At 65.0% G+C, this 25,637-nt stretch carries 30 protein-coding genes, 3 pseudogenes and 1 riboswitch; of the genes and pseudogenes, 19 read left to right on the top strand and 14 right to left on the bottom strand.

Annotated features, from left to right (window positions below):
* Nucleotides 1-9 precede the first annotated feature (9 nt).
* On the bottom strand, nucleotides 10-342 hold the full coding sequence (locus QI450_RS06105; protein WP_226775925.1) for a hypothetical protein: 333 nt from the start codon (nucleotides 340-342) through the stop codon (nucleotides 10-12).
* Nucleotides 343-519: 177 nt separating this feature from the next.
* On the opposite strand from QI450_RS06105, the gene QI450_RS06100 reads away from it, so the two are divergent.
* Complete coding sequence (locus QI450_RS06100; protein ID WP_226775924.1) at nucleotides 520-1,977, top strand: ATP-binding protein; 1,458 nt, start codon at nucleotides 520-522, stop codon at nucleotides 1,975-1,977.
* A gap of 118 nt (nucleotides 1,978-2,095) precedes the next feature.
* Here the strand turns inward: QI450_RS06100 and QI450_RS06095 are convergent, their stop codons facing one another.
* Nucleotides 2,096-2,317, bottom strand: coding sequence for a hypothetical protein (locus QI450_RS06095; protein ID WP_282468127.1), 222 nt, complete (start codon nucleotides 2,315-2,317; stop codon nucleotides 2,096-2,098).
* 149 nt (nucleotides 2,318-2,466) lie between these two features.
* Nucleotides 2,467-3,150: a response regulator transcription factor gene (locus tag QI450_RS06090; RefSeq protein WP_226775923.1), complete on the bottom strand. Its 684-nt coding sequence runs from the start codon at nucleotides 3,148-3,150 to the stop codon at nucleotides 2,467-2,469.
* Nucleotides 3,151-3,302: 152 nt separating this feature from the next.
* On the opposite strand from QI450_RS06090, the gene QI450_RS06085 reads away from it, so the two are divergent.
* Nucleotides 3,303-4,058 (top strand): phosphatase PAP2 family protein, encoded by a 756-nt coding sequence (locus QI450_RS06085; protein ID WP_226775922.1) that lies wholly within the window; start codon nucleotides 3,303-3,305, stop codon nucleotides 4,056-4,058.
* Nucleotides 4,059-4,104: 46 nt separating this feature from the next.
* The gene (locus QI450_RS06080) at nucleotides 4,105-6,750 is read left to right on the top strand and encodes a DUF2156 domain-containing protein (RefSeq protein ID WP_226775921.1); all 2,646 of its coding nucleotides are present in this window, start codon (nucleotides 4,105-4,107) and stop codon (nucleotides 6,748-6,750) included.
* 374 nt (nucleotides 6,751-7,124) lie between these two features.
* Here QI450_RS06080 and thiC read toward each other — a convergent pair whose 3' ends face one another.
* Nucleotides 7,125-8,855, bottom strand: coding sequence for a phosphomethylpyrimidine synthase ThiC (thiC, locus tag QI450_RS06075; RefSeq protein WP_282360937.1), 1,731 nt, complete (start codon nucleotides 8,853-8,855; stop codon nucleotides 7,125-7,127).
* Nucleotides 8,853-8,960, bottom strand: a riboswitch (TPP riboswitch). It overlaps the preceding gene by 3 nt.
* Before the next feature lie 354 nt (nucleotides 8,961-9,314).
* Nucleotides 9,315-10,061 (bottom strand): annotated as a pseudogene (locus QI450_RS06070) (FAD-dependent oxidoreductase); the annotation flags it as partial.
* Nucleotides 10,062-10,078: 17 nt separating this feature from the next.
* On the opposite strand from QI450_RS06070, the gene QI450_RS06065 reads away from it, so the two are divergent.
* Complete coding sequence (locus QI450_RS06065; protein ID WP_282468126.1) at nucleotides 10,079-10,432, top strand: hypothetical protein; 354 nt, start codon at nucleotides 10,079-10,081, stop codon at nucleotides 10,430-10,432.
* Nucleotides 10,433-10,599: 167 nt separating this feature from the next.
* Here QI450_RS06065 and tatC read toward each other — a convergent pair whose 3' ends face one another.
* Nucleotides 10,600-11,394 (bottom strand): twin-arginine translocase subunit TatC, encoded by a 795-nt coding sequence (tatC, locus tag QI450_RS06060; RefSeq protein WP_282468164.1) that lies wholly within the window; start codon nucleotides 11,392-11,394, stop codon nucleotides 10,600-10,602.
* Nucleotides 11,395-11,442: 48 nt separating this feature from the next.
* Nucleotides 11,443-11,715: a Sec-independent protein translocase subunit TatA gene (gene tatA / locus QI450_RS06055; RefSeq protein WP_226774126.1), complete on the bottom strand. Its 273-nt coding sequence runs from the start codon at nucleotides 11,713-11,715 to the stop codon at nucleotides 11,443-11,445.
* Between the two features lie 1,214 nt (nucleotides 11,716-12,929).
* On the opposite strand from tatA, the gene QI450_RS06050 reads away from it, so the two are divergent.
* The 8 genes from QI450_RS06050 (at nucleotide 12,930) to QI450_RS06015 (ending at nucleotide 18,156) form a co-directional block, all read left to right on the top strand.
* Nucleotides 12,930-14,060 carry an acyl-CoA dehydrogenase family protein gene (locus QI450_RS06050; protein WP_226774125.1) on the top strand — a complete coding sequence of 377 codons (1,131 nt, stop codon included), beginning with the start codon at nucleotides 12,930-12,932 and terminating at the stop codon, nucleotides 14,058-14,060.
* A 3-nt stretch (nucleotides 14,061-14,063) separates the two neighbouring features.
* A complete protein-coding gene (locus tag QI450_RS06045) occupies nucleotides 14,064-14,876 on the top strand; it encodes a PhnD/SsuA/transferrin family substrate-binding protein (protein ID WP_226774124.1) in 813 nt (270 codons plus the stop codon).
* Nucleotides 14,867-15,868 carry a radical SAM protein gene (locus QI450_RS06040; RefSeq protein WP_226774123.1) on the top strand — a complete coding sequence of 334 codons (1,002 nt, stop codon included), beginning with the start codon at nucleotides 14,867-14,869 and terminating at the stop codon, nucleotides 15,866-15,868. The genes QI450_RS06045 and QI450_RS06040 overlap by 10 nt, the downstream gene beginning before the upstream one ends.
* 140 nt (nucleotides 15,869-16,008) lie before the next feature.
* Entirely contained in the window at nucleotides 16,009-16,134 is a 126-nt protein-coding gene (locus tag QI450_RS06035; protein ID WP_256446664.1) for a hypothetical protein, read from the top strand.
* Complete coding sequence (locus QI450_RS06030) at nucleotides 16,127-16,684, top strand: TQO small subunit DoxD (protein WP_226774122.1); 558 nt, start codon at nucleotides 16,127-16,129, stop codon at nucleotides 16,682-16,684. Before QI450_RS06035 ends, QI450_RS06030 begins: the two co-directional genes overlap by 8 nt.
* Nucleotides 16,681-17,094, top strand: a complete 414-nt coding sequence (locus tag QI450_RS06025) for a hypothetical protein (protein ID WP_226774121.1) — start codon at nucleotides 16,681-16,683, stop codon at nucleotides 17,092-17,094. The genes QI450_RS06030 and QI450_RS06025 overlap by 4 nt, the downstream gene beginning before the upstream one ends.
* A 115-nt stretch (nucleotides 17,095-17,209) precedes the next feature.
* The gene (locus QI450_RS06020; protein WP_282361037.1) at nucleotides 17,210-17,407 is read left to right on the top strand and encodes a hypothetical protein; all 198 of its coding nucleotides are present in this window, start codon (nucleotides 17,210-17,212) and stop codon (nucleotides 17,405-17,407) included.
* Nucleotides 17,404-18,156, top strand: coding sequence for a DUF2064 domain-containing protein (locus tag QI450_RS06015; RefSeq protein WP_226774120.1), 753 nt, complete (start codon nucleotides 17,404-17,406; stop codon nucleotides 18,154-18,156). Before QI450_RS06020 ends, QI450_RS06015 begins: the two co-directional genes overlap by 4 nt.
* Before the next feature lie 90 nt (nucleotides 18,157-18,246).
* Here the strand turns inward: QI450_RS06015 and QI450_RS06010 are convergent, their stop codons facing one another.
* The gene (locus QI450_RS06010) at nucleotides 18,247-18,426 is read right to left on the bottom strand and encodes a hypothetical protein (RefSeq protein WP_226774119.1); all 180 of its coding nucleotides are present in this window, start codon (nucleotides 18,424-18,426) and stop codon (nucleotides 18,247-18,249) included.
* A 101-nt stretch (nucleotides 18,427-18,527) separates the two neighbouring features.
* Here QI450_RS06010 and QI450_RS06005 point away from each other — a divergent pair.
* Nucleotides 18,528-18,866: pseudogene (locus QI450_RS06005) on the top strand (deferrochelatase/peroxidase EfeB); the annotation flags it as partial.
* A 101-nt stretch (nucleotides 18,867-18,967) separates the two neighbouring features.
* Here QI450_RS06005 and QI450_RS06000 read toward each other — a convergent pair.
* Nucleotides 18,968-19,270 carry a hypothetical protein gene (locus tag QI450_RS06000; RefSeq protein ID WP_226774118.1) on the bottom strand — a complete coding sequence of 101 codons (303 nt, stop codon included), beginning with the start codon at nucleotides 19,268-19,270 and terminating at the stop codon, nucleotides 18,968-18,970.
* Between the two features lie 40 nt (nucleotides 19,271-19,310).
* Here QI450_RS06000 and QI450_RS05995 point away from each other — a divergent pair, with 40 nt between their 5' ends.
* From QI450_RS05995 to QI450_RS05985, 3 genes are all read left to right on the top strand, one after another.
* Nucleotides 19,311-19,640, top strand: a complete 330-nt coding sequence (locus tag QI450_RS05995) for a hypothetical protein (protein WP_226774117.1) — start codon at nucleotides 19,311-19,313, stop codon at nucleotides 19,638-19,640.
* 140 nt (nucleotides 19,641-19,780) lie between these two features.
* Nucleotides 19,781-20,530, top strand: a complete 750-nt coding sequence (locus QI450_RS05990) for a hypothetical protein (protein ID WP_226774116.1) — start codon at nucleotides 19,781-19,783, stop codon at nucleotides 20,528-20,530.
* 35 nt (nucleotides 20,531-20,565) lie between these two features.
* The gene (locus tag QI450_RS05985; RefSeq protein WP_226774115.1) at nucleotides 20,566-21,294 is read left to right on the top strand and encodes a class F sortase; all 729 of its coding nucleotides are present in this window, start codon (nucleotides 20,566-20,568) and stop codon (nucleotides 21,292-21,294) included.
* An 83-nt stretch (nucleotides 21,295-21,377) separates the two neighbouring features.
* Here QI450_RS05985 and QI450_RS05980 read toward each other — a convergent pair whose 3' ends face one another.
* Nucleotides 21,378-21,599, bottom strand: a complete 222-nt coding sequence (locus tag QI450_RS05980; protein ID WP_226774128.1) for a hypothetical protein — start codon at nucleotides 21,597-21,599, stop codon at nucleotides 21,378-21,380.
* Between QI450_RS05980 and QI450_RS05975 the strand changes: the two genes are divergently transcribed.
* The 3 genes from QI450_RS05975 (at nucleotide 21,583) to QI450_RS05965 (ending at nucleotide 23,242) form a co-directional block, all read left to right on the top strand.
* A complete protein-coding gene (locus QI450_RS05975) occupies nucleotides 21,583-21,822 on the top strand; it encodes a cupredoxin domain-containing protein (RefSeq protein ID WP_282361034.1) in 240 nt (79 codons plus the stop codon). The two genes, QI450_RS05980 and QI450_RS05975, sit on opposite strands and share 17 nt — an antisense overlap.
* On the top strand, nucleotides 21,819-22,328 hold the full coding sequence (locus tag QI450_RS05970; RefSeq protein ID WP_226774113.1) for a hypothetical protein: 510 nt from the start codon (nucleotides 21,819-21,821) through the stop codon (nucleotides 22,326-22,328). Before QI450_RS05975 ends, QI450_RS05970 begins: the two co-directional genes overlap by 4 nt.
* Before the next feature lie 134 nt (nucleotides 22,329-22,462).
* A complete protein-coding gene (locus tag QI450_RS05965) occupies nucleotides 22,463-23,242 on the top strand; it encodes an isocitrate lyase/phosphoenolpyruvate mutase family protein (protein WP_226774112.1) in 780 nt (259 codons plus the stop codon).
* 193 nt (nucleotides 23,243-23,435) lie between these two features.
* On the opposite strand, the gene QI450_RS05960 is transcribed toward QI450_RS05965, so the two are convergent.
* The 4 genes and pseudogenes from QI450_RS05960 to QI450_RS05945 all read right to left on the bottom strand — a co-directional run bounded on the left by QI450_RS05960 (nucleotide 23,436) and on the right by QI450_RS05945 (nucleotide 25,613).
* Nucleotides 23,436-23,828 carry a VOC family protein gene (locus QI450_RS05960; protein WP_226774111.1) on the bottom strand — a complete coding sequence of 131 codons (393 nt, stop codon included), beginning with the start codon at nucleotides 23,826-23,828 and terminating at the stop codon, nucleotides 23,436-23,438.
* A gap of 763 nt (nucleotides 23,829-24,591) precedes the next feature.
* Nucleotides 24,592-25,071, bottom strand: a complete 480-nt coding sequence (locus QI450_RS05955) for a MarR family transcriptional regulator (RefSeq protein WP_226774110.1) — start codon at nucleotides 25,069-25,071, stop codon at nucleotides 24,592-24,594.
* 237 nt (nucleotides 25,072-25,308) lie between these two features.
* Nucleotides 25,309-25,368 (bottom strand): annotated as a pseudogene (locus QI450_RS05950) (hypothetical protein); the annotation flags it as partial.
* Nucleotides 25,365-25,613 carry an isocitrate lyase/phosphoenolpyruvate mutase family protein gene (locus QI450_RS05945; protein WP_226774109.1) on the bottom strand — a complete coding sequence of 83 codons (249 nt, stop codon included), beginning with the start codon at nucleotides 25,611-25,613 and terminating at the stop codon, nucleotides 25,365-25,367. The gene QI450_RS05945 and the pseudogene QI450_RS05950, both read right to left, overlap by 4 nt.
* Between the last annotated feature and the right edge of the window lie 24 nt (nucleotides 25,614-25,637).

Raw genomic sequence — 25,637 nt, 5'->3', positions numbered from 1 at the left:
GCGGCGGCGCTACGGGGAACCCGGGGCGTCGCCGGGATCGGTGTGGTCACCGGTCTGTTCGACGTTCGGGCCGGTGTCACCGGGGGCTTCGGGGGCGTCTGTCGTTTCGGTACCCTCGACAGCCCCCGGGGCATCCGCAGCGTCACCGGCTGTGGGGGTGTCGACAGCACCTGGTACGTCGGCCGTGTCGCCCGGAGTGGGCGTGTCCGCCGTGACGGACTGGGTGGTGGTCGGCGTCGGGGTTGCAGCGTTAGCGGCCCCAAGCCCCAGCCCGGCCATGCCGAGGACTCCTGCACTGACGATGACGATCTTGGTCTTGGTTTTCAGGTCTTTGACGTTCATGTCCGGCTCCTTTCCTAGCGGACTCTTGGGTCCGCCGGCGCCTCCCGGTGCGGGTGGCTCTGGATCCAGTGTGGTCCGTGGAGGCTGAGAGGAGACTTAGCGTGCTTGAGGCCTGGCTGAGACAGGCCCCGGGGGCGGGGTTTGTTTTCTGCCCGTTGCCGGGCCCATCCTTGGAACATGGATGCTGCTCAGGGTTTGGCGCGCTGGCGCCGTGCACGATGGGGTGTGCGCAAGCGCGCGACCGCGACCGCGGTACTGGTCGTCGCGGCGGCACTGGCAGTGGGCGGGATCGTCCTGCTCGTCCTGCTCCAGAGCTCCCTTGTGGCGTCAACGGAAACGACGGCACGGCAGCAAAGCTTGGACGTCATCGCACAGATTTCCGGCCAGGACGTCGGTGAGGCCGGCCAGTACATCGCCTCGACCGCCCACACCGGACAGTACGTCCAAATCCTCGCGCCGGGAGGTTCTGTTTTCGCCTCATCGATACCTGCAGCGGCCGCGGCCCCGTTAACTTCCCTTCGTCCCGGGGCCGGACAGACCCTGACCCAGGACGTTTCCGGGCTGCCGAGCCTGCGTGACGATGATGATTTCCTGATCGTGGCGACCGGCGTCGATGTCGGCGGCAGGCTCTACACGGTGGTCGTCGCTGCGACCGTCCAAGTCCAGGCCGACACCGTTTCCACAGTGGCCTGGTTCATCCTCGGCGCCACCCCGGCGCTGCTGGCGGTTGTGGGCATTTCCGTCTGGGTGCTGGTGGGACGGTCACTGCGGCAAGTGGAACGCATCCGTGGCCAGGTCGCGGGGATCAGTGCCCGGAGCCTGGACGGGCGCGTGGACGTGCCGCCGACCGCCGATGAGATCCAGGCCCTAGCCGAGACGATGAACATGATGCTGGGTAGGCTGCAGGCCTCGGACCAGGAACAACGCCGCTTCGTTTCCGACGCCAGCCACGAACTGCGCAGCCCGCTGGCGACCCTCAGCGCCGGGGTGGAGATCGCCGCCGCAGACACCTCCGGGGCCACCTGGGAGCAAATGAAAAACATCCTGGCAGGGGAAACAGCCCGCATGCGTTACCTGGTGGAGGATCTGCTGACCCTGGCCAAAACCAACGACGGCGGCCTCCGGATTGAGACCACAGACGTAGATCTTGATGATGTCCTGAATGAGGAAGTCCGCCGGCTGCGTTCCACCACTACCCGCCTGATCGAGGTCACCCTTGAGCCCGTCAGGGTCGCCGGAGACCCGCGGCGGCTGGGCCAGGTCATTCGCAACGTCCTGGACAACGCCGACCGGCACGCCGTCTCCCGGATCAGCATTAGGCTGCTCAACACTACCGACGGGGCGCTCGTCACGATCGATAACGACGGGCCGCCGGTGCCGGTGGGGGAACGGACGCGGATCTTCGAGCGGTTTGTCCGGCTTGATCAAAGCCGGTCCCGTGAAAGCGGCGGCAGCGGCCTCGGCTTGGCCATCGCCGCGGGAATCATGGCAGCCCACCACGGCTGGATCCGCACAGGTGAAACCCCCGACGGCGGATGCCGGTTCGAGTTGGGCTTCACGCCGGCCCCCGCCACAGCCCGCCAACCAGGGGCGCCGAACCATGCAGTGGACCCGCGCCTGGCCGAAGCGCCGTAAAGACGCCGCGCCCGGCTGCTCAAGGCGTCGAAAACCTGGCACAGGTCAGTTGCTGCCTCATCGGATGCAGCGGATGCGGCCTTCCGGCGCGGGAAGCCACAGTGGTTCCTCAGTTCACCTACGGAAAGGTGGTCCGTTTGAACTGTCGTAGCGCATCCAGCACCACACTGGCGATCATCCTCGCTTTGACCCTCGGCTTGGGTTCGGCGTCAGCGGCGGAGCACGGCAAAACGACGGGAACCGCCGCCAGCGCAGCCAGGCCCCGGGACCGGGCACGGCGGGCAGAGGTAAGGTCGGCCCGGATCTGGATTTTCTCACCGGGTACCCCCAGGAACTCCACACTGACGAGCGAAAGATCGAAGCGGAACGCGAATTCGGGGAAGCCGTTCCGCGCACGCTATGGCGATTCCACACCGGCAGCGCTTAATGTTCCGGCCGAACACCACTGGCCGCCGGGTGCCCGAAGCAGGAGCCGGTCGCGGACGTTCTTTATGCGGGCGGCCGGTCGGCGGTAAGTTTGTAGCCCATTCCCCGCATGGTGGTAAGGGTCTGCAGCCCGAACGGGGTATCAATTTTCCGCCGCAGATAGCCAATATAGACCTCTACGACGTTCTCACCGCCCTCGAACGCCGGGTCCCAGACGTTGTCGAGGATCTGGGACTTTGACACGACCTGGTCGTGGCTGCGCATCAGGTAGTGCAACAGACCGTACTCCCGGGCGGTCAGTTCGATGGTGGAGCCGCGACGGCGCACATTGCGGCTGCCCGGATCCAGGGTGAGGGACCCGAGAGTCAGTGTGACGGGCCGTACCGGGGCGCCGCGGCGGACCAGGGCACGGATCCTGGCGACCAGGACGATGAAGCTGAAGGGTTTAGTCAGGTAGTCATCGGCTCCCAGATCGAATGCGTCCGTCTGGTCGTATTCGCCGTCTTTGGCCGTCAGCATCAGAACAGGGGTCCAGATCAGGCGTTCACGCAGTTCCTTGAGGACGTCGTACCCGTTTTTGAGCGGAAGCATAAGATCCAGCAGGATCACGTCGTACGGGTTCTCCGTCGCTGCCCACAGGCCGCTGACCCCGTCGGCGGTGACGTCGACGACGAAGCCCTCATTAGTGAGTCCGCGTCGAATGGTCTCCGCCAGTGTCGTTTCATCCTCGACCAGCAAGATCCGCATGATGGTCCCCTTTCGTTGATAACCGCAGTATCCCCGACGCAGCTTGAGCGGCGCCTGAGAAACGGCGGTGATCCTCTCAGCTTTCTCTCAGAGCCGCTGCTCCATGCTGGTGGGCATAAGGCCCGCAACGACCAGCTCACTGTCAGGACAACATGATGGATTCATCCTCCGAACACCCGAACACGATCTTCCCCGGGCTGCGGTCCTGGTGGTGGGCGACGGCCGCGCTCTCCATTTTCGCGACCACGACCGCGGCCGGGATGGCCGCGAAGTCCTTCGGGCCCCTGGCCCCGGAGCTGGGCCTGGACATCTTCCTGAGTCATGGGAGGAACAGTGCCTTGACTGCGCTCAGTGAGGCCATTCACTACGGACTTGGACCGGCCGGTGCCCTGGCGCTGGTGCTGATGATCTGCGGGTACCTGCTCTGGTACCGCCGTCGACCGGTTCAGGCGCTGGCCTTCGGCTCCGTTGTTGCTGTCGGGTGGCTGGCCGCAACAGCCGGAAAGATCTTGGTCAGCCGTTCCCGGCCGCCTGCCGACGCGACCGGAGCGCTGATCGCCGAAACGGGCAACAACAGCTTCCCTTCCGGACACACGGCCTTCGCAGTCTCCCTGGCGCTGGCCGCCGTGCTGGTCCTCGCCCACGGAACCGGGCAGCGCCTGACAGTACTTGCCGCAGGCTCCCTTTTCGCAACCGTTGTGGCGTTCTCCCGGATGTACCTCGGGGTGCATTACCTTAGCGACGTCATCGGATCCGTCCTGATCAGCAGTGCGGCGATCCTGGCTTGGCTGCCGGTCTGGAACAAAGTCATCGCGCCGCGGATCTCCGGAATTGGCCTGATTCGCGGATTCGATGCAAAGACGCTGGATCGGCGGCGACGCCACAGGACCAGCAACCATGCGGGATAGCCTCGGGCAATTTCCGTTCCCTCCGCATCTGCTCAAAGGAATTCCCGTGCCAGTGCCACCGCCGGATCCCGGAACCGTGCCCCACCAAGGGCGTTGGCTGTCCCGGATCGAAATTCTGCGCCGTGCCCCGGTTACAGCGGGTTTTGTCCTGGTCTTTTGGGCCGCCGGAGCTCTGACATCCACCATCATCACCGGCCCGGCCGGCACCTTGCGTCCCAACGTGGCAGCAACAGCGCACTCACTGCCCGGCCGCTGGTGGGCGCTTCTGAGTTCCGGGCTGTGGGCGCAGAACCTGACCGGGTACCTGCTGGGAAGCGCAGTTGTGCTCGTAGTCGGGCTGGCACTCGAATACCGGATGGGAAGCCTCAGGTTCGCCGTAGCGGCCCTGGGCAGCCAGATACTCGGAATTAGTGCAGCTCTCGCGTTCCTCACGGTTGCACATCAGATCATGGGGACCTGGACTCAGGAAATGAGCGGGCACCTCTTCCTTGGTCCCACTGCACTCATGACCGGGGCCATTATGGCGGGGACGGCGATGATGCCGACCCTGTGGCGGCGGCGGGTCCGCCTCGTCGTCTTCGCCCTGCTGGTACTCCTGGCCCTCTACAGCGGCGGGTTCGCGGACCTGGTCCGCCTCAGCGCCGCAGGTGCCGGGGCGCTCCTGGGCCCGGTCCTGTGTGGGAGGGCGCCCCGTTTCGTCCGCCCCGTCAGCTCCCGGCATGAGGGCCGGGTCCTCATCGCGCTGCTGGTGGCCGTGTCGGCCGTCGGGCCCGTCGTCGCCGGCCTGACGCCGCACGCCGCGGGACCGCTATCGGTGCTGCGTTTCCTGTTCACCAACATTCAGCCCGTGGACCCGGCGACACTCCAAGTCCTGTGCGCCGACCCGGGACAAGCGAAGGAATGCGCCGGCGCGCAACTGCAGCTGCGCGCCGGCGCCGGCGCAATTTTCATGGCGGTCCTGCCATCTTTTCTCTTACTGATCCTCGCAGACGGTTTACGCCGAGGACGCCGCTTCGCCTGGGCCGCCGCCGTGCTGGTTCAGCTGGGTTTGTCCGTGCTGGCCGGAATCACCATCGCAGGGGTGCTGTATCCGGGAGCACCGGGCACCGTGGCGCCCGAAGGGATCGGCGCCATCGAAACTGCCGGGTACACGCACCCTCTCGCGCTGGTGCTGCCGCTACTCCTGCCCGCGGTGCTGACGCTGGTGCTGCTGATCTTCCGCGGGCTTTTTCCGGTGTCGGCCCCTGCCGGAACCTACCGACGGCTCGCGGTCAGCACCGGGAAGACAGCAGCCGTCCTTGCCTCCGTCTACCTGTTGGCCGGAATCCTCCTGGCTCCCAGCATCACACCCGTCCCGGGACCCAGGGAACTGCTCGCAGATATACCGGATAGGTTTCTGCCGCTGGGATACATGCTCGATCTTGCCCCGGCGTTCGTTCCCCAGGGCGCCGCTGCAACCGTTCTCTATGAAGGAGTCGGCATTGTCTTCTGGGCTGTCACCGCAATCATGACCTTAAAAACCTTCCTGCGCCCGGCCCCAACACAGCACCACTCCGGTACCGGACTCGCACGAGAAATACTGAAAGCCAACCACGGTGGCAACTTGTCCTGGATGACGACCTGGCCAGGGAATATGTACTGGTTCTCCTCCACCGGTGAAAGTTTCATCGCCTATCGTGTCATCGCTGGGGTTGCCCTGGCCCTGGGCGGCCCGGTCGGACCCGTGACCCCTCGCCATGCCACGTTCGAGGAGTTCACCCGTTTTTGCAGTGGGCAAGGCTGGACCCCGTGCTTCTACTCCGTCCCCCTGGATCTGCGCGACCACGCCGCGTCCCTGGGCTGGGGCTCAGTGCAGGTCGCCCAGGAAACGATCCTGCCGCTTGATGCGGTGTCCTTTAAAGGAAAGAAATTCCAGGACGTCCGAACCGCGATGAATAACGCCGCCAAAGCCGGGATCAGTGCCGAATGGACCACATACCGGACCGCATCGTTCTCGGTACTGGCACAGATCCAGGAGATCTCGGAAGAATGGGTCGCCGACAAGAAAATGCCCGAAATGGGATTCACCCTCGGAAGCCTGGACGAACTCAACGACCCCGAGGTCCGACTGCTGGTTGCCGTCGGCACTGACCACATGGTCCACGCCGTCGCCTCTTGGCTGCCCGTCTACAACAACGGCACCATCGAAGGCTGGACCCTGGACTTCATGCGGCGCCGCACCAACGGATTCCGTGCCGGCATCGAATTCCTTATCGCTTCCGCCTCACTCAGCCTCAAAAACGAAGGATACGGGTTCATCAGCCTCTCTGGAGCGCCGCTGGCCCGGCACAACGAACCACCACAGCGCGGACCAGCTTCGGCAAGCAACCAGAGCTCCGGCAGCCTGGACCGGCTCCTCGACCGGCTCGGCGCGACCCTGGAACCTGTCTACGGGTTCAGGTCCCTGCTGGCATTCAAAGCAAAATTCCAGCCCCGCTACGAACCCCTCTACATGCTCTACCCTGACGCAGCCGCACTGCCCGCCATTGCCAACGCCATCACCCGCGCCTACCTCCCCACTGTCAACCTCGCAGAAACCCTAACCCTGGCCCGGCGCCTGCTAAGTGCACCCAAACAACCCCGCACCCGAGTCAGTAGACCGTACCGTCACCCGCCATCCCAGCCCGAAACGCCGGTGAAGAAAAGCGAATAACAACTTGACCCTGCCCATCACGGTCTCGGAGGTTGCCCGCCGCGCCGACGTCAACCCCGGGCTGGTCCGGTCGGAACTACTCATGCAAGAAATCAGAAACTCCAAAGCCCTACTCACCAGCGGGGCGCATCCAAGGAGACGGACTCAACCGGCGATTCGCTCAGCGGACGTGAGCTCCTGCGCCAGTAAGACCACCACCTCCGCCCCGAGATTCGTCAATACCGGGCGGATCGCGAACTCATGGTCGAGCAGATCGACGGGACGGACGCCGACTCACAGCCCTCCCCGCCGACCCTGTCGAACAGATCTCTAGTTCCGGATCGGGGCAGGACCGGCGCCGGAGTGCCGGCGCTGCCCGAACCCGCTCCTCGTTCCTAGCTCCCGGGCACGACGGGTTCGGGGAGGTAGACCTTCCCGCCGGATTCGCGGAACTCGTCGGATTTAGCGTTCATTCCGGCGATGGCTTCCTGTTCGGACATGCCTCCGAACTGGTCGCGGATGTCCTGGGAGAGCCGCATGGAGCAGAACTTGGGTCCGCACATGGAGCAGAAGTGCGCGGTCTTCGCCGGCTCGGCGGGCAACGTCTCGTCATGGAAGGATTCGGCTGTTTCCGGGTCCAGGGAAAGTGCGAACTGGTCCCGCCAGCGGAACTCGAACCGTGCTTTTGACAGGGCGTCGTCGCGTTCGTGGGCTCCTGGGTGTCCTTTGGCGAGGTCGGCGGCGTGGGCCGCGATTTTGTAGGTGATGACGCCGGTCTTGACGTCATCCTTGTTCGGCAACCCGAGGTGTTCCTTGGGCGTGACGTAGCAGAGCATTGCGGTGCCGTAGCGGGCGATTTCGGTGGCGCCGATGGCCGAGGTGATGTGGTCATAGCCTGGGGCGATGTCGGTCACCAACGGGCCGAGGGTGTAGAAGGGGGCGCCGTCGCAGAGTTCCTGCTGTCGCTCGACGTTTTCGCGGACGAGGTGGAAGGGGATGTGCCCGGGGCCTTCGACCATGACCTGCACGTCGTACTTCCAGGCCCGCTTGGTGAGTTCGGCGAGGGTGTCCAGTTCGGCGAACTGGGCGGCGTCGTTGGCATCCGCGGTCGCGCCGGGCCGCAGGCCATCACCCAGGGAAAAGGCGACGTCGTACTTGGCGAAGATCTCGCACAGTTCGTCGAAGTGTGTGTAGAGGAAGTTCTCCTGGTGGTGGGCCAGGCACCAGCCGGCCATGATCGACCCGCCGCGGGAGACGATACCGGTCACCCGGTTGGCGGTCAGGGGGACGTACCGCAGCAGCACCCCGGCGTGGACGGTCATATAGTCCACGCCCTGCTCGCATTGTTCGATCACGGTGTCCCGATAGATTTCCCAGGTCAGGTCATTGGCCTCACCGTTGACCTTCTCCAGTGCCTGATAGATCGGTACTGTCCCAATCGGGACCGGAGCGTTGCGGATGATCCATTCACGGGTGGTGTGGATGTCATCGCCGGTGGAGAGGTCCATCACGGTGTCGGCGCCCCATCGGGCGGCCCACTGCAGTTTGTCCACTTCCTCAGCGATGGAGGAGGTGACCGCGGAGTTGCCGATGTTGGCGTTGATCTTCACGAGGAAGGCCTTGCCGATGATCATCGGTTCGGATTCGGGGTGGTTGATGTTGTTGGGAATGATGGCCCGACCTGCGGCAACTTCGCCGCGCACCAGCTCAACGTCGCAGTTTTCCCGCACTGCCACAAACCGCATCTCGGGAGTGATGACGCCCTGGCGGGCGTAGCGCATCTGGGTAACGGTCTTACCCTCGAGGGCGCGGCGGGGAACCGGCTGCGCGCCTTTCCATTCAGCAGAAGCGGCACCCCGTCGCACGGCGGATTTACCGTCGTCGAGCAGGTTCCGTTCCCGGCCGCCGTAGGGCTCGGTGTCGCCCCTGGATTCTATCCATTCGGACCGGAACGGCTCCAGGCCGATCACAGGATCGCTTCCGGGCCCGGCCGTCCGGTAGACCGTGAACGGTGGATTCTTCGTCCCGTTCGGAGAGTCCTCCAGAGCAATCTCCGTGACAGGGACCCTAATGCCATTTTCGGGGTCTCGGGCGTACGCGAGCGAATGTGAATTCATGGAGCTCATCAGTGGTTTCCTACTTCCTTCGCCGGCATGACCCGGACAGGTTCAACGGTCGCAGACTGCATCAGCCCGATCTCAGCCCTTGCAAGGGCACCCGTGTGGATGGAAAAATCGTAGCACCCCAGCGTGCCCGTTCTACCGCTCTGGATGATCCCGGGTATCCCCCGGACGGCAGCCATTATCGGAAGCAGGCCCTCCAGCAACGCAGTGCACGCCGAATCACCGGAAGCTGAGACTCCTGTCGGCAGCTGCCGAGGATGATGCGCTCCTCTGGCCAGCCGGCAGTCCTCCGAACGCACAGCATTCGAAATGATGCAGACGCCTGCACTGTTGATCCGTGCCGGGGCAGCGAGGGCGAGAGGGTGCGAGGACGATGTCGGTAACCTGTGAGGACGGAGGTCGGCTGGATCGATGAAGTCGTACTCAACGAGGCCTGCTGCATCCGTGTGGAGGCCTAGCTGGTCACGAGGCGCAGCATGAGAGTTTGGAGACATCGGTGGTGAAGGACTGGGCGGCGATCTTGATTCCTTCGGCCATTGTGAGGTACGCGCTCCATAGGTTCGCCACCTGCTCCACAGTCATTCCAGCTTCCATGATGAAGACCCCGGCCGCGGCCAGGTCACCGGCGTCCTTGGCGACGGCGGTCATTCCCACGATCCGTCCGTTGTCCGCGTCGGCGACAATTTGGATGAAGCCTCGGGTGTCCCTGTTCACCAAGGCTCTGGGGACGAATGCCAGGGGAAGCACCCGGCATTCGCACCGGATACCGGCTGCGTCGACCTCACGGCCGGCGTTGTTGAAGGCGTTCTCCACCAACAGGGAGCCGTGGGCGGCTGCGACGTAGACGAATTCGGGGTGTCCGGTCCCTTCCCCGGCGGCCCAGATCCGTTCGTGGGAGCTGGCTAGGATGTTCTGCAAGAGGATTTCGCCCCGGTGCCCGGTTTTGCCGCCGACCGTGGCCAGGTTCAGTCCGTTCGTGACCGGCCGGCGTCCGGTGGCGACGAGCAGTCTGGCGGCCCGGAATTCCTGCTGCCCGCCTGAGACGATCGCGGTCGCGATGATCCCGCCGGTGGCCGGGTCCGTGCGCACCGAGGACACGGCCGCCCGGCGGACGACCCGGATACCTTCGTCGGCGAAGACGCCCATCAGGGCCTGGGAGGCGTCGGGTTCCTCGGCCGAGGCCAGACTCTGCTGCGTCGACAGTATGGAGGGACTCGTCTGCATACATGAGGACGGCAAATTGCGGCATTGACCTCGAAGCCGCCGCCGGTATCCTCGCTGTCGAGGCTTATCACGCCGGAATCATCAGAACCACCCTCTACGCTCGTGATCTGCAGGTACCAGCCCAAGCGATCTCCGACGCCCGGGACAGCCTCGATGGATCAACTGATCTCGATCAGGGTATTGGCACTAAAGACACCGCCAACCTTGTCCCGACCGACGCAAACGGCATCGCTTTCAGCCGCAGCCCGGGGCAGGTCCTGAACATCGCCTACCTCACCGCCAAAGCAGAAAGAGAAGGCGGGTTCTTCCCCAAGGGGGTAAACGGCGAGATCAACCGGAGCGCAGCCAGCGCCTGACCCACCCCACACCCATACAGAAACGGATGGACCACGGCAAGCGGGCACCCCGGGGGCTGCCCGCCGGCCGTGGTCGGGGCAGAAAGGCCCATGCGCCGGCGGGCCTCACCGGGCTGATCCGCTTCCCGCCAGGCACATGGTGCGCGGCTGACCCGTTGCGCCAAGGGCTAGAGATTCCCCAGTTCGGAGCCGGGCGTTGCCAGGTCCGCGCGGGCTTCGGTCTCCGCGGCAAGCTTGACCGTCCGCCGTTCCCGGCGGCGATCATTAAGCAGGCAGAGCCCGATGGCCGTGAAGAACAACACCAGCATGGGCACGGCAAGATAGAACATACTCGTGGCATCCGCGCCCGGCGCGGCCATGGCGGCAAACAGACACACGAGGAACACAGTGATCCGCCAGCTCTTGAGGAGTTGGGCGCCCTTGACCAGCCCGGCCAGGTTCAGGCCGAACAGGACCACAGGGAGCAGGAACGCGATGCCGAACGCGAGGAGCAGGCGCAGGACGAAGGACAGGTAGATCTGGGCGCTGATGAAGTTGGAGCCCCCGGCGGGAGTGAAATCCGTCAACACCCGCACGGCGTTCGGCAGCACGAGCCAGGCCAGGGCCACGCCGCCGAGGAACAGCGGCACGGCTGCCGCGACGAACGACAAGGCGAGCCGGCGTTCCTTCTTATGCAGGCCCGGGACGATGAACGCCCAGAGCTGGTAGAGCCAGACCGGACTGGCGAGGATCAGGCCCAGGAACACGGATACTTGGATCAACAGGTCGAAGGAGCTCGCCACGCCGTCGAAGTTCAGCGTGGCCTGCCGGCCCTCATGTTCGTTCAGATCCCGGATCGGCTTGATGAGCGCCGTAAGAAAGGGCTGGTATACGAGGAAGCCGACGACGGTCCCCAGCACGACGGCGACCGCAGCCTTGAAAAGCCGGTTCCGCAACTCCTTGAGGTGGTCCAAGAGCGCCATCCGCCCCTCAGGGTTGGATCGGCTGCTCTTACCGGCTGCCATGGTGTCTTAGGCGCGGGTCGGCGGCGGTACGTCGGTTCCGTCTCCGGTACGGCTTTCGACCCCCGTGGACTTCGGGTGGTTCACGGTCCGGCCCTCGACGGGTTCGGCGTCCGCGGCGTTCTTCTCAGGAGGGCCCTCCTCCTTCATCTCGCGGACTTCGGACTTGAAGATACGCATCGATTGGCCCAGGCTCCTGGCCATTCCCGGCAGCTTCGGTGCAGCAAAAAGCACCAGAACTAGAACGATGATGATGATCAGATGCCAGCCCTCAAGCCTCATGACGGAAGTCCTTTCCTGTCACTGAATTCTACGTCGAACTGAGTTCGGTGTCGCGTCGATACCGGACCGCCCGGCCCCCGGTCATGCGCACTCCTCAGACGGTGCAATCCCCGAGTTTCTGGCATCTGCTGTCGGTCATGGAGCCCGGGCACGGCGATACTTTGCTGCCGATCGGACGCTTAGCGATCCCCAAGACGGCCCAGCAATTCGTTAGCCCATCGTTGAACAGCCCTATAACAAGCGAGCGCATCCCAACAGAACTGTCCGAATGCGCGTTCCTGCCCTTGTTGTTGATGCTGGCCCCCATGAGGACACAGCCGTAGCATGCTCCCGGATCAGCCGCTTAATATGCCTCCCCATGGAGAAACCAAAAACCCGAGGCAGTTCAATTAGCCGGGACAGGTGATCTCCGATCTTGGCGCCAAGAGGCCATCATCCAGATCCTCCTCCAAGAATGACAACCCGGTGAGCGGAGCCCGAATTCGAGCAACCCGGCAAACTGGCTCGCGCAGCGAGTCCCTACGCGAAATTAATCATGGCCCCTGCGTGGACCTTTTGTGTGACCCCCCGATCATCATTGCGGCATACGCGGCAGCGTCCAATTGTTCATCGCTCAAGCCACGCCCTCTGGGCGAACTAGACCCCCTGCATGCCGCCTAGGCGGCATGCGCCCCCGAACACCCCGGCAGCTCCGGAACCAAAGACGAAGTCGCTCCGGACGTCACCCATTTCGGTCCGGCTCCCAGACCCCTGCTCCGAACTTGCGCCGAGTCCTGTGGACCGCCCCGGCCAACATCTGCCCCTGTACCCTGAAGACGGCTGATCTCCCCCGAACCCGGCGCGCAGGCCGTTCGGCGGCGGCTGACCAAGCTGTCGGATGTCGAGAAATGCCCGTGACGCCGCCGGGATCATCCACGATCCGACCCTGGTCCGGCTTCCCCGCCTGCGCATGCTCTGCGCGGACTGCTTGGTGACGCCCTGCGCGCTGAGAACGAGAACCCCTGACCCATCCCAGCCGCACCCGAAGCCAGACCACGTTTAGCGAGCTCTCCCGGATGATGGGGGCACGCCATTTCGCGAGCACTATTCGTGAGTCTCGACGGGCTCTGGCGTAGAGGCCGGTCGGAGCGCATAATCGTCACGTGCTGACCTTGACCCTCGTCAGCACGGGATGGGTATGCGAGGGCGCTTCGTGGGCGGACAGGGTGAGTGGATTGTCAACAAGCCAGGCACTGGACGATGTGGTCAAGGTCGCGAGGGAGCACGCCGAGAGGGTGGACACCGACGGGGTATATCCTCTTGAAGCGGTCGCAGAGTTGCGGGCCGGCGGACTCCTGGGACTGGTGCTGCCGGTCGAGGTTGGCGGTGCCGGTGCCGGGCCGGAGGTATTCACCGAGACGGTCAGTGCTCTGGCAGAGGCGTGCGGTTCAACAGCCATGATCTATCTGATGCATGCCGCCGCCGCAGTTACGATTGCGGCCGCGCCGCCCCCTGATCTGCCGGACCTGCTTGCAGGGATGGCGCGCGGGACGACGCTGGGCACCCTCGCCTTCAGTGAGCGGGGATCCCGGTCGCATTTTTGGGCCCCCGTGTCGATCGCTACCGCCAGCGGGTCGACTGTCGTGTTGCGCGCTGACAAGAGTTGGGTGACTTCGGCCGCTCACGCCGATGTCTATGTGGTCTCGACCGGCACGCCCTCGGGCGTGCCGGGTGAGGTGGATCTGTACGCCCTTCCCGCCGGCACGCAGGGTGTGGACGTCGCCGGTCCCTGGCGGGGGCTCGGGCTGCGCGGCAACGACTCCGCACCGATGACTATCAACGCTGGCATTCCGGTCGGGTACCGACTGGGCGGGCCGGCGACGGGCTTCGCGCGCATGATGGAGACGGTGCTGCCGTGGTTCAACCTCGGCAACGCGGCGGTCTCGCTGGGTCTGGCATCTGCCGCTACCCGGGCCGCTGTCGAACACGTTGGAGTTTCCCGACTCGAACATCTGGGCCATTCACTGGCTGGGTTGCCAACGATCCGGGCCCAGATCGCCCGAATGGCCATCAGCCTGGCAGTGCAGCGTGCTTATTTGGCCCAAGCAGCCGGCACCGTCGCGTCTCCCGGGGAAGACACGCTGCTGCATGTCCTTGGGGTCAAAGCCTCGGCCAATGATGCTGCACTCGAAATCACCGACGCGGCAATGCGGGTCTGCGGGGGTGCGGCGTTCTCCAAGCACCTGCCCATCGAGCGGGCCTTCCGTGATGCGCGGGCGGGCTCGGTCATGGCGCCGACGGCGGATGCGCTCTACGACTTCTATGGTAGGGCCCTCACTGGCCTGCCGCTGTTCTCAGGAGGCTGAACCATGTCCGAGCAGTTACTGGTGGGCGCTGTGGCCTACACCCCGAACGTAGTGCCCATCTGGGAAGGCATCCGCGAATACTTCAAGGACTCGCCGGCACCGATGGACTTTGTCTTGTTCTCCAACTATGGACGCCAGGTCCAGGCGCTGCGCGCCGGACAGGTCGACATCATCTGGAACACCAATCTGGCCTATGTGCGTACGGTCATGCAGACCGGGGGGCGGGCCCGCGCCCTGGCGATGCGCGACACCGACACACGGTTCGCGACCGTGTTCGTCGCCCGCGCCGGTAGCGGACTCTCCGGCCCGGACGCCCTCGCCGGTCAGCGGCTGGCCTTGGGGTCCGCGGACTCGGCCCAGGCCGCCATTCTGCCGCTGTACTATCTGGCCCGGGCAGGCCTGGACCTCACCTTGCTGGAGGTGACGCGGTTCAATAGTGACATCGGCAAGCACGGTGACACCGGGCGCAGCGAGCTGGACGCCATCGACGCCGTGCTCGCCGGCGAAGCCGACGTCGCGGCCATCGGAATCACCACCTGGGAAGGCATCGGCGGCGCTGAACTGATGCCGGAGGCACTGGAGGCGGTCTGGCAGACCGAACCGTATTGCCATTGCATGTTCACCGCCTTAGACACCCTGCCCGCAGAACGCCACGAGCCATGGGTCAGCACGTTGCTGGCTATGGACTGGGAGCGGCCCGAACACCGACGGATCCTCGAGCTTGAGGGGTTGAGGCGCTGGGTCCGGCCCGAACTGGACGGCTACGCCGGGCTGTTCGCCGCCGTCGAGGAACAGGGGGTGACCAAGTGGTGGTGATCTTGGACCTGGTGCGTGTAGTGGGGTCCCTGGCCGAGGGCGCCACCGGCGCGGTGGCTGTTGGCTCCGCAAGCGAGTTTGACGTGGTCCAACGCTGGTGTGAACGAACGGGCAACACCCTCATCACGACGTCGTGGACTGACGTCGGGCCCGGCACCGTCATCGTGCGTCGCGGTCGGCTGCCCGACCCGGCATTGACGCTGGGACCGGACCGACTTCCCGGGGCCCGGCTCTGGCTGTATACGAATTTCCACTGCAACCTGGCCTGTGACTACTGCTGTGTCGCATCTTCACCCAAGGCCGAGCGCCGGGAGCTCGGCGTCGAACGGATCGCCCGCCTGGTCCGGGAGGGCGCAGACTGGGGCGTCCAGGAGGTCTATCTCACCGGCGGCGAACCGTTTCTGCTGCCTGACATTGCCCGGATAGTCACAGACTGCGTCCGGCTGCTTCCAACCACCTTGCTGACAAACGGCATGCTGTTCCGCGGGCCCGGGCTTCGTTCCTTGCAGGCGATGCCGAGGGAGCACTTCGCCCTGCAGATCAGCCTGGACTCCCCCACCCCGGAGATCCACGACGGTCACCGCGGCGCCGGCAGCTGGGCCCGCGCGGTGGCCGGCGTCGGCGTCGCGCTTAGCGAAGGTTTCCGAGTCCGGGTGGCTGCCACGATCGCTTCGCCCCACGCGACCGATCTCGCCGCCCTGCACGATTTTCTCGACGGGCTCGGCATCCCGCTGACCGACCAGGTCATTCGACCGGTCGCGCAGCAGGGTGCCGCCGACACCGGAGTGCAGTTCAGCCGCGAAACACTGGTCCCCGAAGTCACCGTCACCGCGGACGGGGTGTACTGGCATCCGGTCGCAGCGACAGATGACCACGCCCTGGTCAGCACACAGATCGAACCCCTGGGACCGGCGCTCAGCGAGGTCTACCGGCTCTTCGCCGAACACTGGGTTGCAGCAGGCGCCGCCGCCAAACTTTTCCCCTGCGCGTAGGACGGCCGCCAGTGTCCGAACCTGCTCAGCTGACCGAACTCAATCCGCGCGCGCTCGTGCACCCCGCGACCCACCCAACGCACGCCGACCGAAATGCTTTTCGGCTCGCCCAGGACACTCCTGAGGTCTAACATGAATCCATGAAGCCCAACGACGAGGTGCTTGTCGTTTATCTGTACGTCAGTTGCGGGGAATCGCCCGGCGGCCCCGTCCCCTTCAGCGGCACCCACATGAGGGAAAACAGTAAGGTCTCCGACCGTGTCTGATCTACCCGCGACCACAACGCCGGCCGGCCAGACCGCCGCCGAAGGAATCGACTCCGGGCGTTCCGCCCGAGCCGTCATCGCCGGACTGCGAATCGCCGTAGCCCTGTTGTGGATCCAAAACGTCAGTTGGAAGATCCCCCCCGACTTCGGCCGCAACGACCACACTGGTCTCTTCCAATTCACCAGCTACGCCCTCGAGCACCCGGTCTTCCCGCCTTTCTCCTGGCTGATCCAGTACGTTGTCTTACCGAACTTCACATTGTTCGGCTACGCCACACTGCTGGTCGAGTTCAGCCTCGGCGCGTTCCTCATCGTCGGCCTTCTCACCCGCTTCTGGGCAGCGATTGGCATCATCCAGACCCTGGCGATTACCCTGTCCGTCCTGAACGCACCCAACGAATGGCACTGGTCCTACTACCTCATGCTCGCCGTGCACGCCGTGCTGCTCGCCACGGCCGCCGGCAGATCCGCAGGGCTCGACGGCCTGCTCCGTCCGCACTGGCGCACCTCGTCAAACCGCCTGGCCAAGTGGGCGCTGAGGGCATCATGACCGGTCACCGCGATATCTCCCGGGCCCGGCTGGAACCGGAAACCCGACGACGTTCAGTGGCGCTCAGTGCCGTTACCGCGGCAAGTGCCGTCTTCGCACTCATCGACTACGACCCGCTCAAACTGGTGCCTGTCAATCCGGCACAGGCCGTGACCCTTCTCGTTCTTGCCCTCATCGCTTTAACCGGCACCTTGCTCCGGCTGCGCGCCCTGCTGTTCGGCGTCGGTGCAGTAATGATCGTCGTAGGTCTCCTCCGCCTCATCACGTACGGAGAGTGGTTCGAGCAGACAGCCGGCAGCGTCGGGACTGCAGCACTGCTGACCGGACTCGGCATGGCCTTCATCGGTATCATGCTCGCCGGTGACCAAACACCACCTGAGCGACGAGCAACGCCCACCGGGCCGGACTAGTAGCTGTGGCCGGCGGAGCCTTGAAAGTCCCGACGCGAGTCCCGCCATACGTGGACCGGCCAGGGACCGAACCACTTCGGCGTACCTGGACCCCGGGCCCCCCGGAGTCATCGACATGACCGGCCTCTACAGGTGCCGGGCCATCGAGCTTCCGGTGGTGTGCGCCCCATGGACGGTCAAGTCCACGGTGGCCGGGCCAGCTCTGGGCACAAGCAAGGTTTTGCTCGAAATGTCGGCACAGCTAGGGGCAGCAGCGGCCGCAGCTGCTGCCCGGCCCGTCAGCACTCTTCCCGGCTTCGAGGAACAGCAATGAGGCCAACGCTGCAGCTGCGGGTGGCGGTCTTCGCCAAGGAGTGCCGGCCTGGCCGGGTGAAGACCCGGTTGTCTCCGCCGTTGACGCCTGATCAGGCCGCCGACCTGGCACAACGCAGCCTCAGCAGGACCCTCGATACCATCAGGGTCTTGCCTGTAAGCGAACGGCTGCTGGTGATGGACGGGACACCGAGCGCCCGGGATGCCGCAGGATTCGCGGTTATGGCCCAGACCGGCGGCCCGCTAGATGAACGGCTCGCTGCAATCTGCGACGAAACCACCGGCCCGTTGCTGATAGTTGGCATGGACACACCCCAGATTTCAGCGGCGCATCTTGCCCCGCTACTCATGGACTGGTCTGCCGCGACTCCCCAACACGATGCCTGGCTGGGACCGGCCGAGGACGGCGGCTTCTGGGCGCTGGCCCTCCGCCGGCCTGAGGGCGCGCTGGTCCGTGGAGTGCCGATGTCCACGGATAAGACCGGATCGGAACAGCTCTCCCGGCTGGCGGCGGGCGGACTCTCAGTGGGGCTGCTAGCTGTTCTGAGGGACATGGACCGCATCAATGATGCACGGGAGATCGCCGCGGAAATCCCGGGCACCGAGTTCGCAGCCGCGGTGGCGGCCGCGATCAAAAAAATACTAGTCATGGGCCGCCGTGACAAGCCCGCGGACCGGGTTACATTCCCCGGGCCGGCCCAAGTGCAGCATCGAACGCCGGCGCCGGGTTCAGGCTCGCGGACACTTTGACGGCGAAGCAGGTACGCAGGAGAGCCCGCGTCCCTGCGGGGGTCGCGGAACGCTCCGGGCGTGTTGACCTTGCGCATCGGGTCGTGCGACTTATTCCGTGCCGTTGTCCTGCGCTTCGAGATGCATGGCCATGGCTTCAGCGGCCTGGTTCCAGCGTGCTGTCAGGGCCTGTCTGCTGAGCGGTTCGAACAGGCTGGTCAGTACTTTTTCGACTGCATCGTATGCGGCGTCTTTGGCCCGTTCCTGCGCCGCCGGGCTGTAGTATTTCATGCCCTTTGTTCGACGCCGCAGCCCAAAAGGATGCCCGGCTTGGTCACCCCAGGTCAATCCCCGGGAGTCCCTACCCTGCGCATCCCCGGTCCCTTACAGGGTTGTCCGGCGGGGCCGAGTTCAGCGCCCCCGACTTTGAAGCCCAGGGCAGGGCCGGCGAACCACTCATCGCTCCCAGCTCGCACCTGCGCCTGGCGCATCCCTCGCACAACAACGGGGTGCGGATGCTCCGCCGCGGGTACAACTACACGGACGACTCCGACGGGCCGGGTCACCTGGACGCCGGCCTCTTCTTCATCGCCTTCGTCAAGGATCCCCGCACCCACTACGTGCCCATGCAGCTCGCGATGGCCCGGAATGACACCTTGGCGGTGGAATACCTGGAACACACCGGCTCCGGGCTGTTCGCTGTCCCGCCGGGAGTCCAGCCCGGCGGGTAAGTCGGTGGGGGTCTCTTCGCGATCTGACGCAGCACCGCCTTCACCGATGCGCCTGCCTGACAACGCCCCGGCCCACTCCGCCCGGGCGCCGGGTCGCGGGTTCAACGCCGCCGGCAACGCGGAACCAGGAAGCGGAGGCGCGGATTCCACGCCGCCGGCAACGCGGAACCAGGAAGCGGAGGCGCGGCGACGAGCAGCCGTCCGGCTGTTTCGGGGGCTTCCCCGGCGGGAGCAGGGTCTGGTTCGCCGCAGCCGGGGTCTCCTTCTGCTGTTTCGGGTGCGGGCACGGCGGGTTCCCCGTCGGCTGCGGCGTTGATGGTGTGCGGGGAGGAAACCCGGGCAAATATCGTCCGGATCCTGGCGATGTCATCCGCCCCCGGCACGACCGATTCCTGGGTCGACAATCTGTATACCTGCACCTATGCCCTGACTCAAGGGTCCTTCGTGCTGTCTGTGAAGGAAGCCGCGGACCCGGATGCTGCACACGCGTATGTTCGGGATCTGCAGCGGAGCACGGATGCGGCCGCCCCGATCGAGGGGCTGGCGAATCTGGGGTTCCCGGCCTTCCAAACGCCAACGTCCGCAGCCTTCGTTAAGGACAACTTCGTCCTGACGGTGGACGCGGCGGCCCTGCCGGAAACGCTGGGACCAAACCAGGTCACCCGCGCCGCATTCGCTTACCAGGTCGCCACCACGGTACTGGCCTGCTGGTCCGAATATGTCCTACACAACTGGCAGAAACAGAACCCCAGGGGTTTCCGGAGGTGTGTTTGAGCTGGTGGGTGCCCTGTTCCGAGGCGGAAAAGTATTTCTTTATCCCTCCCATCCGTGACGTGGAGCACAACGAACCGTTAGAGTCACCACCATGGGCGTGACCATCAGGGGAGCGTCCATTTCCGATGGAGGAAAAAGTCATGAAGAAATCCGCTTTCCTGATCGCCCCGGCCCTGGCCTTGGGCGCCCTCGCACTCTCCACCAGCCCGGCCCTCGCCGCGGACAACACGAACTATCAGGCGAACCTTGCCGCGATCAACGGCAGCAACGCCACAGGCACGGTGATGATCACCGTCAGTGGCGACCAGGCCACAGTGACCGAAAAAGTCTCCGGGCTAGCTGCCATGTTCAACGGCAGCCCCTACCCGCACGTCCAGCACATCCATATCGGTGCGAAGGGTACCTGCCCTGACATGTCCGCTGACACCAACAAAGACGGAGTGATTAGCACCACCGAAGGCGCCCCCGCTTACGGTGGCATCGGCACGACCCTGTCCACCAGCGGAGACACGAGCCCCGCAGCCGGTACCGACCTGAAGGTTGCCGGGATGGGTGCCTCCTACACCTATAACAGGACCTTCACCCTGGACGCCAAAACCGCTGATGCCCTCAAGGCCGGCACCGCCGTCGTCGTCGTCCACGGCCTGGACCCGGCCACCTTGTCCGACGCAGCGCAGAAGGCCCCCAGCGACCTCGTGCCCTCCCTGCCCCTGGCCGCCACGTCACCTGCCCTGTGCGGAACCCTGAAAGCCATGCCCGCAGGGGCCCCCGGCACCGGCATCACCACGCCCGCCCCTGCCGGCCCTGATCTCGGTCTGCTGGCCGCAGGTGGCGGCCTCGTCATGGCCGCCGGCGGCGCGTACGCAATCCGCCGCAAAATGGCAGCCTAGGGTCTGGGAAGACTCGGGGAACAAGCAGGGAACTGATGGGATCTGAAAACAGCCGCCGCCGTGGACGCTTCAGCGCGTCCGCGGTGGCCGCGCTGCTCCTGGCCGGCGGCATCACCACCATCGGGCTGGGACTCCACGCCGAACCACCCGCACCGGGGCCAACGACCAGCGTGTCCTTGCCGTCGCCGTCACCTGGCGCTGCCACTGCTGCGGCAGCACCCATTCCGGACCCGCTGACCGCACCGGCCCCGCCTAACCCGTCTTCCGTGGCTGTTCCGTCCGCGCCGGACACGGCTCTGCCCGCGTCCGCGCCGGATCGGGTTGAGGTCCCCTCCATCGGCGTGAACGCGGCCCTGACCCCTGTGGGCAAGCAGGCCAACGGGGAAGTTCAGACCCCGTCCGGGGAACCGGGCTCACCCGGTGGCTGGTACCAGGACTCGCCCACCCCGGGCCAGACGGGGTCCGCGGTCATCCTCGGCCACGTCAACACCACCAGCAGCGATGTGGGGCTGTTCTACCGGCTCCATGAGCTCACCCCGGGCCAGACCATCACCGTCACCCGCGCGGACCACACCGCCGCGGTCTTCACGGTGGACAAAGTCGATGTCTACCACAAATCAACTTTCCCGACCGTGGAGGTCTACCAGAACGCGGACCGGCCCGAAGTCCGGCTGATCACCTGCGGCGGGTACGACCCCACCACGCGGGAGTACCTGGACAACACCGTCGTCTACGCCCACCTGACCTCCAGCCACCCCGCCTGAATCCGGAACCACTGCCCCTGCTTCCACCAGGAGCGCCCGTCAGCTCCCTGAAAGGGAACAATCATGAAGGCGACAAAAATCCCTCAACGTCTTACCGTTGCCCTGATCGGCGCGGCCACCGTCATCGGTGCCAGCGCCTGCGGGACCACCCAAGGAGCGCCCAGCTCATCACCTGGGTCTCCGACGTCAATGCCTTCCTCGTCCGCTTCCATGGACCCCGGAATGGGAGCTTCGCCGATGACACCGTCAACGGGAGCCCCAAACGCGTCCACCGGGACGGCGGCTGACGTGACGATCCATATCAAGTCCTTTGCCTATACCGGCCCGGACAGCGTCCCGGCCGGGGCGAGCGTGACGGTGATGAACATGGACTCTCAAGCCCACACCGTCACCGCTGAGGACGGTTCCTTCGACGCGGTCGTCAAAGCCGGGACCAGCACCACTTTCACCGCCCCCGCCAAGGCAGGCACCTACGCCTACCACTGCACCTACCACTCCAACATGCAAGGAACCCTGACCGTCAAATGAGCCAGGACCACACCCCAACCCACGGCGCCCGAGCCCCGGAGCCGGGCCGCCGCGGCCTTGGCAGCGTTGCGGGTCTCGTCCTGCGGGTCCTTGCAGCGGCCGCTCTCTTTGTGGACGCCATCGTGCACGCCCGCCTAGCAACGGGCTACCAGTCCGCCGCCCCGGAAGGCTTCGGGGAGGGCAACCTCTTCCTCGCCGAAGCCGGCGCTGCGGCAGCAGCCGGACTCTACGTCCTGGCCCGTGGCAGCCGCCCCGCCTGGCTCCTTGCCCTACTCACTGCCGGCGGAGGGCTGGCCGTCCTGCTGCTCTACCGCTACATCGATGTTCCGGCGTTCGGGCCGTTCCCGGCCATGTATGAACCCGTCTGGTTTTTCGATAAGACCCTCACCGCCCTCGCCCAGGGCGCCGCGGCCCTCCTCGCCGCCACCGCCCTGATCCTGGACCGGCGATCCCGGCCGAAAACTGTCTCCGGTACGTCCGCCACCACCGGCAGAGACACTCCCTGACCCCGACAATTCCTGTTTAGTGGAGCACGTGGAGATAGAAAGTGCCATGCACTCCCTGGACCAATGTCCTGGAGGTTACCGACATCCTCCTCAGCTTCCTTGCCAAGTACCTCGACAGAAAACGGAGAAGAAAAATGACCGGATCGAACACGTCAGAGCGCGCGCAGCAGTTGAAAGCGCTGCATGAGGCCCCGGAGATCCTGCGGGTTGTCAACGTCTGGGATGCCATCAGCGCGTCCACGGTCGCGGCGCTGCCGGAGACCAAGGCAATCGCGACCGCCGGCCACTCCATCGCCGCCGCGTACGGCTACGCGGACGGGACGATGCCCCTGGAGATGGCGCTGGCAGGGGTCAAAACAATCGTGGACGCCGTTGATCTTCCCGTCACGGCCGATCTTGATGATGGTTACGAGAACCCGGCCGAGACGATTCGCAGGGCTATCGCGCTCGGCGTCGTCGGCGCCAACGTGGAAGACCGGCTTCGGCCCTTCGATGAAGCCGTCGCCCGCGTGCACGCCGTCATGGCAGCTGCCCAGGCCGAGGGCATAGCCTTTCAGCTGAACGCCCGCACCGACGCGATCGCGAGGGGCGGTGACCGGCCTATCAAAGACAGCATCGATGACGCCATCACCCGGGGCCGCGCATACCTGGACGCCGGTGCCGCGCTGGTGTTCGTCCCGGGAGCACTGACCCGCGAGGTCATCGAGCCGCTGGTCGAGGGACTCGGGCGCGGAAAGCTATCAGTGATCGGCGCACCCGGTGCCCTGCCGGCAGCCGAGCTGCAGTTACTTGGGGTGGCCCGTGTCTCCTATGGCCCCTTCACCCAGCGTGTCGCCCTGCGCGCAATCCGCGACCTCGCCACCGATCTGTACTCGACCGGTGTCATTCCCGCCGACACCCCGCCCCTGAATTAGCTACACGACCACCCATCGGCTCGGCCGCATGAATCTGGTGCGTGTCATCGCAGCGCTTCATGCGGTCTACGCCGACCAAAGACCCGGTCATTCTGTGTCTCATGAACCCGCAACATACCCCGGTGTATCCCCGTGCCCGTCCCGGACCGGAAGTGCAAAGGCGAGTGGTTTTTCGGTCTGCGGTGAGCAGTCCTTAATTGGGCAAGAAGAACTCCAACGCGATACCGTCCGGGTCTTTGAAGTTCAGTGCCGTGCCATACGGGGCATCTACGGGTCCGCTGTGGATCACGCCGATGTTATCCAGATGCGCGGCCCATTCGAGGAGTTCCTCTGCGCTGGCCACGGAAAAACCCGCATGGTCCAGACCTGGATTGCGCTCATTGAAGCGGCCCTCCCCGGAAGCTGCGCGATGCTCTGTGAGTCCCAGTGACGCCCCTCCACCAAGATCGAATTTACTTCGAACAAACGGCCCATCGAGCATCGTCCCGGTGGGCGATGTACCCCATAGGCGGGAGTAGAAGGCGACGCTGACCTCGAGGTCGGTCACGGTAAGAGCGAGGTGGTCAATGGCAGGCGACGCGGGCATCAGGACTCCTAGTGGGGAAGGCGGGGAAGAGTCCGCCGAGGTATAAGCCCACATCGTCTCACAGGTCCTGCGGACGCCGCTTTCAACCCGGCGGACACAAATCCCCGCGACGCACCCCCGCCGCAACGGCTGCAGGTCGCTGATTTATGAGCGTCGGCCTTTGATGGGGCGCAGGTATCCAGCGAGTACGGATCTATCCTCTATTTCGTAGCCCCGATGGCCCCAGACAGAAGCGACCCTAACGCGGGATACTTTACATTTTCACATTCCCCGAACTTCAAGTCACACGTCCCCTAACGATCGCCCAAGTTCAGTGGGACCGTGCAGGCTTTCGCCACTCGTGGTTAGCGCCTGGGACGACATCGGCGGCCACTGCCTCTGCGGCCACCGCCGCCTGCGGCTCTGGATCGATCCTGCGGCCGAATTTCTCTTCCGCTGCAGTCTCGGTGCCGGGGCTTTCAGTCGACTACTAACGAATTTCTTCTGGATCGAATTGAGCCTGGCTTCGTTTCTTGCGGCGGGACTGGTGGAGATAACGGTATATCTCGCTCGACACGCTGGGCGGTGAGCGTGGCGGGGTGGAAGCTCGATATGGCCGCGAGACGGGAGGCTGTGCCGAGTAAAAAACCGGTGACAGGTAAACAGAAACAACGAGGCCGACACCGCACGCGAACTGGTCAGGATGGCGAAGAAACGGGGCTTAATTTGAACGTGTGCGACTGAGGGTGGGCCTGTGGGGCCTAGGTGCTCCTGGAGGTGGCCGCTACCCGGTTGCTGTCGGTTTCGAAGCGGGAGAGCAGCCGCAATAGGTCGTGGCGGTCTTCCTCGTTCCAGTCGCTGAAATTACATCGATCAGGGTGTTGCCCGAATGCCGTAGCGCGGCGCCGGCCCGTTTCTCGGCCGTGGCGAGCCTGATCAGCGAGGCGCGCATATCCCTTGGGTCGTCTGATCTTTCAACCAGTCCTGCTTCTTGGAGGCGTGCGGTGCTTGTGGAGATGTTGGAGGCGCCTGTGACCATTCGCTCTGCCAGGGCCGACGGGCGTTGGGGGTCGGAGTTGTTCAGCATGCTGAGCCGTGTCAGGGCTCCGGCGTCCAGTGCCGCGTATCGCAGGATGCCGTGTCGGCATTCCTTCATCGCGTGTTCGCGGGCGATCTCCACGGCGGCGTTCAGGTCCTTCTCGACGGCGTCCGGGTGGTGGGCAGTGACTTCCAGGACGACGTCCGAGTGGCTCTTGATCATCATGGTCTCTTTCTCGGCGGATGTGCCGGGGCTCTCAATGGGCACAGGTTCCGGGATCCGGGCACGGCAGGGAAAGCGGAAAGCGGTGACTCCAGAGGGGTTGCCCAGCATTCTCTGATGGGGCGGGGCCGGCCGCAGTATTCGGCGGGCTGGATCGGCGGAAGCAATCTCCTTCGGATCCGCTGCCACAGTCACCTCGTCAAGCGTTTCGGGAACGAAGGCGCAGGACGCTCCGGCGTCCAGGAAAGCCTTACAGCGTTCGATGGCGTCAGCACGGCCGACGGGCGCGTGTCCTGTCAGGAGGAACGCGTCCGTTCGGGCATGGAGGAGAGGACGAAATCGATCTCCTCGCGCTGCTTGGCCAGGAGGGGATCGCCCATCTGCTTCACGGCCTGCGCCAGCGGGCGCTCCTGGTCCTCAATGTTGGACCCGTCGACCCCTGCACCGATGGCCCACCGCAGGGTATCCCCCAGGTTGCCGTAGCCCGCTTCCAGATCGGGACTGACCGCCCCGGACCCTGGGCAGCATCTGCCAGGACATAGCATAACGGATTGGTCACGGTATCTGGT

Origin of the sequence: Arthrobacter sp. EM1 (genome assembly GCF_029964055.1) — a bacterium.
Lineage (GTDB): Bacteria > Actinomycetota > Actinomycetes > Actinomycetales > Micrococcaceae > Arthrobacter.
This window is presented reverse-complemented; position numbering and strand designations above follow the sequence as displayed.

Bases quoted from the DNA above. Each gene is read 5' to 3' on its own strand.
- QI450_RS06105 (WP_226775925.1), bottom strand. From the start codon at position 342: ATGAACGTCAAAGACCTGAAAACCAAGACCAAGATCGTCATCGTCAGT.
- QI450_RS06100 (WP_226775924.1), top strand. From the start codon at position 520: ATGGATGCTGCTCAGGGTTTGGCGCGCTGGCGCCGTGCACGATGGGGT.
- QI450_RS06090 (WP_226775923.1), bottom strand. From the start codon at position 3,150: ATGCGGATCTTGCTGGTCGAGGATGAAACGACACTGGCGGAGACCATT.
- QI450_RS06085 (WP_226775922.1), top strand. From the start codon at position 3,303: ATGATGGATTCATCCTCCGAACACCCGAACACGATCTTCCCCGGGCTG.
- thiC (WP_282360937.1), bottom strand. From the start codon at position 8,855: ATGAGCTCCATGAATTCACATTCGCTCGCGTACGCCCGAGACCCCGAA.
- QI450_RS06065 (WP_282468126.1), top strand. From the start codon at position 10,079: ATGAGGACGGCAAATTGCGGCATTGACCTCGAAGCCGCCGCCGGTATC.
- tatC (WP_282468164.1), bottom strand. From the start codon at position 11,394: ATGGCGCTCTTGGACCACCTCAAGGAGTTGCGGAACCGGCTTTTCAAG.
- tatA (WP_226774126.1), bottom strand. From the start codon at position 11,715: ATGAGGCTTGAGGGCTGGCATCTGATCATCATCATCGTTCTAGTTCTG.
- QI450_RS06045 (WP_226774124.1), top strand. From the start codon at position 14,064: ATGTCCGAGCAGTTACTGGTGGGCGCTGTGGCCTACACCCCGAACGTA.
- QI450_RS06035 (WP_256446664.1), top strand. From the start codon at position 16,009: ATGAAGCCCAACGACGAGGTGCTTGTCGTTTATCTGTACGTCAGTTGC.
- QI450_RS06025 (WP_226774121.1), top strand. From the start codon at position 16,681: ATGACCGGTCACCGCGATATCTCCCGGGCCCGGCTGGAACCGGAAACC.
- QI450_RS06020 (WP_282361037.1), top strand. From the start codon at position 17,210: ATGACCGGCCTCTACAGGTGCCGGGCCATCGAGCTTCCGGTGGTGTGC.
- QI450_RS06015 (WP_226774120.1), top strand. From the start codon at position 17,404: ATGAGGCCAACGCTGCAGCTGCGGGTGGCGGTCTTCGCCAAGGAGTGC.
- QI450_RS06010 (WP_226774119.1), bottom strand. From the start codon at position 18,426: ATGAAATACTACAGCCCGGCGGCGCAGGAACGGGCCAAAGACGCCGCA.
- QI450_RS05990 (WP_226774116.1), top strand. From the start codon at position 19,781: ATGAAGAAATCCGCTTTCCTGATCGCCCCGGCCCTGGCCTTGGGCGCC.
- QI450_RS05985 (WP_226774115.1), top strand. From the start codon at position 20,566: ATGGGATCTGAAAACAGCCGCCGCCGTGGACGCTTCAGCGCGTCCGCG.
- QI450_RS05970 (WP_226774113.1), top strand. From the start codon at position 21,819: ATGAGCCAGGACCACACCCCAACCCACGGCGCCCGAGCCCCGGAGCCG.
- QI450_RS05965 (WP_226774112.1), top strand. From the start codon at position 22,463: ATGACCGGATCGAACACGTCAGAGCGCGCGCAGCAGTTGAAAGCGCTG.
- QI450_RS05960 (WP_226774111.1), bottom strand. From the start codon at position 23,828: ATGCCCGCGTCGCCTGCCATTGACCACCTCGCTCTTACCGTGACCGAC.
- QI450_RS05955 (WP_226774110.1), bottom strand. From the start codon at position 25,071: ATGATGATCAAGAGCCACTCGGACGTCGTCCTGGAAGTCACTGCCCAC.
- QI450_RS05945 (WP_226774109.1), bottom strand. From the start codon at position 25,613: ATGCTATGTCCTGGCAGATGCTGCCCAGGGTCCGGGGCGGTCAGTCCC.